The sequence below is a fragment of the Halorubrum sp. SS7 genome, from assembly GCF_005435055.1.
GTDB lineage: Archaea > Halobacteriota > Halobacteria > Halobacteriales > Haloferacaceae > Halorubrum > Halorubrum salinarum.
In genome coordinates this window covers 1-4186 of the sequence record NZ_SGXV01000042.1, presented here as the reverse complement: position 1 = coordinate 4186, position 4186 = coordinate 1, and the positions used below count along the sequence as shown (strand labels likewise).

Genomic DNA, 4186 nt, shown 5'->3' with positions numbered 1-4186 from the left:
CGAACGAGCCGACGCAATGACGTTCCAAATCTCGTTGAGAACGAGCAACGAGACCGGGAGCGCAACGAACAGGACGAACCCGGATTGTGTGCTGGCGAAGTTGATCAGGTATCCGATGAGCGGAATGACTAGGAGGTAGCCGCCGGGCGACAGCACCTTCCCTTGGAGCTGGTCCGGCGTGACGAGCGACCCGTCCGGGTCTTCGTTCGCATCGCCCTGCGGTCGGAACGCCGTGGTCCCGTCCCGTTCGACCACCTCGATCACGCGGTGGGTCGTCGGGGTATCTCCTCCCTGTCCCCCGAAGGTGATGACATCGTTTCGCTCGATCGCCGCGGCCGGAACGCTGTTCACGATGATGACGTCACCGGGACTCATCGCCGGTTCCATGCTCCCCGAGAGGACGACGTAGCTCTGGTCCGCACCGACGACTTGCGGAACCGCGAAAACGACGAACGGAACGACGATGGCAACGAGTATCATCAGCCCAACGATGTTCGCGATCCGTCTCCAAGAGACGTCCGCGAACGGTGAGTCCGTGGTCGTGGATGAGGTGTTTTCGTCGGTCATTAGCTTTCACTGATGAATTCTTTGTTCTCTTCGTCCCAGTCCAGTTTCACCGACGTTTCAATATCTGAGGGACTACCGTCAACCTTCTCAACTAAGTTACACGGGGTACTCGACACGTTGTTGGGCGGGTCGGTATCATAATAATCCGCACCTCCGTCGTTGCCAGACATTACTGTGCCGTCTGTTGTGCTGCTGCTGTCGCTGTAGTTGTATACGGTAAAGTTCTGTCCAGATTTGACAGTGACATAGTCTACGTCCGACTCAGTTTTCCAGTCAACCGAAGTTGGTTCGTCGCCGTCGGTAGCATTTATTTCGGGAATTGGGTCGAGATCGGCGTTATTCTCCGAGCAAAATGCGATCCAGCTGATCGCATTAACCGTCTGTGTGGTTGTTCCGCCACAGGAACCCAGCGATGGAAACGGCGTGCTCGTTCCGGTGTTGTATCGACACTGCTCGGCGTAGAACTCCAGTTCGAAGTCGAAGTCCGCGTCGGTCGCAGACGAGATCACTTCGAGCACGAGATCCACGCTCTCGCCCGGCTCGAAGCACCGTGGGTCGTCGTTGACAGAACGGAGTACTGCTCCCTCGTCCTCGCGTAACTCGTTGATGACGCTTTTTAGCGTCCCGGCGACGATGACGACACTGTCGCCGCCGTCGCGATCGATCCGGAGTTCGACATCGACCTGCTCGGCCTCGTCGATCGGCTCGGGGCAGGTCGCCGGCTGAACCCAGATGTACGACGGGTTGTTGTTGGTGAGATCGGGAACGCTGATCGTACAGTTGAGCCCGTCGGCGCTATCCAAAGAATCGACAGTTACATCTAATTCCACCACGCCCGCGGAACTCGTCGACGCCGTGAGGGCGTTGTTCGTGAACGTCTCCTCGTCGGTGAAAATCGCAGCCGTACCTCTCCCGGTGAGCGCCCCGGCCCCGCCGGTCACGGCGATGCCCGAGAGCACCTGTCGACGGGTCAGGTCCGGCTGTTGCATGTGTTACCCCCCCTGGGAGCCGCGACATCGTGTCCGGTTACGTGTCAATTCTTTATCTGCTACTGACATATAGTTACTGGATGATAGACCGGTGTCAGACGACGCGGGGGTGAAGCGCCGGTCGGGGTGCGGAGCGCTCATGCGCTATCACCCCCGCAACCGATATCGAGTGCGAAGGTGACGGAGTCGGTTTGCGCCTCGTTGATGTGCGCGTCGTTGGCGAACTCCCATCGGAGCGTCACCGACACGGAATCGTCGTCCACGGTAGCGTCGATAGTTCCGAGTTCCTCGTCACTCAGGTCGGCAGCCACGTCGGCGAGCGTCCCCTCGGACAGCGTCGGCTCCGTGATCTCCTCGCCGACGCGGACCACGTCGTAGTCGGCCCCGAGCGCGTCGATTCCCAAGATGCCCGTGTTCTTCCAGACGGTGACCTGGAGGTACTCCTGGAGCTCGCCGACCGTTTCGGTGGTGTCGCCCGCGGCTTCCTCGGGGTCGGTGAGACCGTTTTCGGCACGGTCGGTGAAATCGATTCCGAGCGTCGGCGAGACCGTGTCGCTCGCGTCGGGATTCGTTCGATCCGCCGTGAGACTGAAACTGACCGTCCCCCTGTCGCCCGGGAGTACGTTGTCCAACTGGATGAGCCCGGGCTCGTCGGGCTCGCTTCCGCTTCCGTCCGGCGTCGTGTCCTCGAGCAGGGTCGTCTCCCCGTTCCTGGTGTACGTCTCCCGCCATTCGGCGTCAAGCGTGTACTCGTCACAGCTGTGCGAGGACGCGTACGTGTACCTGATCGGGTCCCCGGCCGCATATCCGAGACCGACGAATGCGGCTATTCCGGTACCCGAGAGCATGCCGATCAGCCGCCGCCGGTTGATGCTGTGGTCTGTCATCTACGGTCCGTGTTCGGCTGTGGTTGCGTGGGTTCGACTGGTCACCTCACCGCCGCTCCGGGACGCACTGCCGTCAGAGTGCGCGCAGGTCGAGGCCCACTCGGGGCTGTCGAACACGTCCACTGGGTCGCCTCGGACGCATTTCGCGTGCGTGTCTCTCACACAATATAATAATTGTTTGGCTGTCAGGTTTCGAATCGTCGCTCGGTGGGTTCCGTCGTCGATGTACACCCTGATGGGACTCCTATGGGGAGATCCGCGAGTGGCGGCGCCCTCTATCATGTGTCGGCGCGGTCGGTGCGAGTTGGTCATGCGTCGGGTCAGTTTCCCGAGACCCACCGGCGGAGTCGAACCGCCGTCGGATCCTCCGGCCGAGCCGGAGACGCCGGACACCTGTGTGGGTGAGAGTCGGAGTCGTATTCGTCGAAATCGACAGCGTCGGCCCACTCGTCGTTGATCGCACCGTCGGGGACGCGCGCGTCGACGGTCATGTCGAGCGTGCCCGCGGTGATCGAGTTGTCTTCGAACGATTCCTCGTCGCTGAAGAGCGCGCTCGTCCCGAGCCCGGCCGCGGCTCCCGCCGCGCCGACCGCTCCCACGCTCCCCAGGATCTTCCGCCGCGATAGTTCCAAGTTATTGTTTGACATGGTCTCTCCCCTCGCTTCCCCATCCGTGGGGAATGCCCACCGCCGGAATCGAACCGGCGAAATGCCAGCGTGGGTTACCGCCGTTAGTTAGGCGTACACTACTGCGGGACGATCGCCTGCTGATATGCTCCGAACGGCCCGTCTGATTCCACCCCAACATCGTATGAGTTGTCGGCGATAAACGTCGCGAGGGGTGCGTTTCCGGTCTGGTCCCCGAGATACAGCGGTGGGACGCCCGGGTTATTGGTGTTGTTGACGCTGTTGTCGATGTTACTGATGCTATTCCCAGTTAGAACCGTCTCTGTAGCGGCCCCTTTTAATTCAACACCAATATTGACGTTATTAATCGTATTGCCGCGGGCCAGATAGTCGGTCCCGTCGGCCTCGACACCGAAGCCAACTCCCAAGTACGGTGTGCTGTCACTGGCGAGGACCGAGCTAATGTCGTTACTGACGATGTCGACGTTCTTCGGGTCAACACTGTGATTATCGGTCCCACGAATCACCACACCGAACGCGTATGAGGACTCCTCTTCTCCCACCTCGGATACGTTGTTGTCTCTTACTGTGGCCCCATCGACGTTGCCTTGGATGCTGATCCCGACGGAACCAGAGCCGCTCGGTCCGTCAATGCGCCGGACAACGTTGTTCGAGACGGTCACGTTCTCGACCGCATCGGCGCTGTTGCCACCGAAAACGTTGATCGCTGAGAGATCCTCGCTGAAGCCACTACTCGTATCGTGCTCGAAGTCTTCGACGATATTATTCGCAATAACGACGTCGTCGGACGAATTGCTGACTCTAACTGCTTCACCAGTGGGATTACTGTCCGCTGGAGGCGGCGAGATTCTGAAACCAGACAGCCTAGTCTCGTTGGCGCTGGCGACTACCTGCGCCTTGATGAACGGGCGCTCGGCGCTCGCTCTTGCCAGCGTCAGCCCCTGAGTGTCAATGTCGAGCGGATTTGTGTACGGATTTCCGTCTCCGAAAGCGCCACCGAAGACGCTGATTATCTCGTCTTGGCTGGCGTTACTGACGATATTCGCGATGTCGTCACCCGGGAATACCGTCGTATCGGCGAACGGGTTCTCCGGTT

General features: G+C 60.1%; 5 protein-coding genes. All 5 read right to left on the bottom strand.

The window, feature by feature from the left end; genetic code table 11:
* Positions 1-567, bottom strand: a 567-nt coding sequence (locus tag EXE44_RS16120) for a signal peptidase I (protein WP_137717932.1), incomplete at its 3' end; no start/stop codon positions are given.
* The gene (locus EXE44_RS16115) at positions 567-1556 is read right to left on the bottom strand and encodes a hypothetical protein (protein WP_137693445.1); all 990 of its coding nucleotides are present in this window, start codon (positions 1554-1556) and stop codon (positions 567-569) included. The genes EXE44_RS16115 and EXE44_RS16120, both read right to left, overlap by 1 nt.
* Before the next feature lie 137 nt (positions 1557-1693).
* Entirely contained in the window at positions 1694-2443 is a 750-nt protein-coding gene (locus EXE44_RS16110) for a hypothetical protein (protein ID WP_137717931.1), read from the bottom strand.
* A gap of 320 nt (positions 2444-2763) precedes the next feature.
* Positions 2764-3090 carry a SipW-dependent-type signal peptide-containing protein gene (locus tag EXE44_RS16105; protein WP_137693447.1) on the bottom strand — a complete coding sequence of 109 codons (327 nt, stop codon included), beginning with the start codon at positions 3088-3090 and terminating at the stop codon, positions 2764-2766.
* A gap of 98 nt (positions 3091-3188) precedes the next feature.
* Positions 3189-4186: hypothetical protein (locus tag EXE44_RS20320; protein ID WP_158293478.1), on the bottom strand; the 998-nt coding region annotated here is incomplete at its 5' end.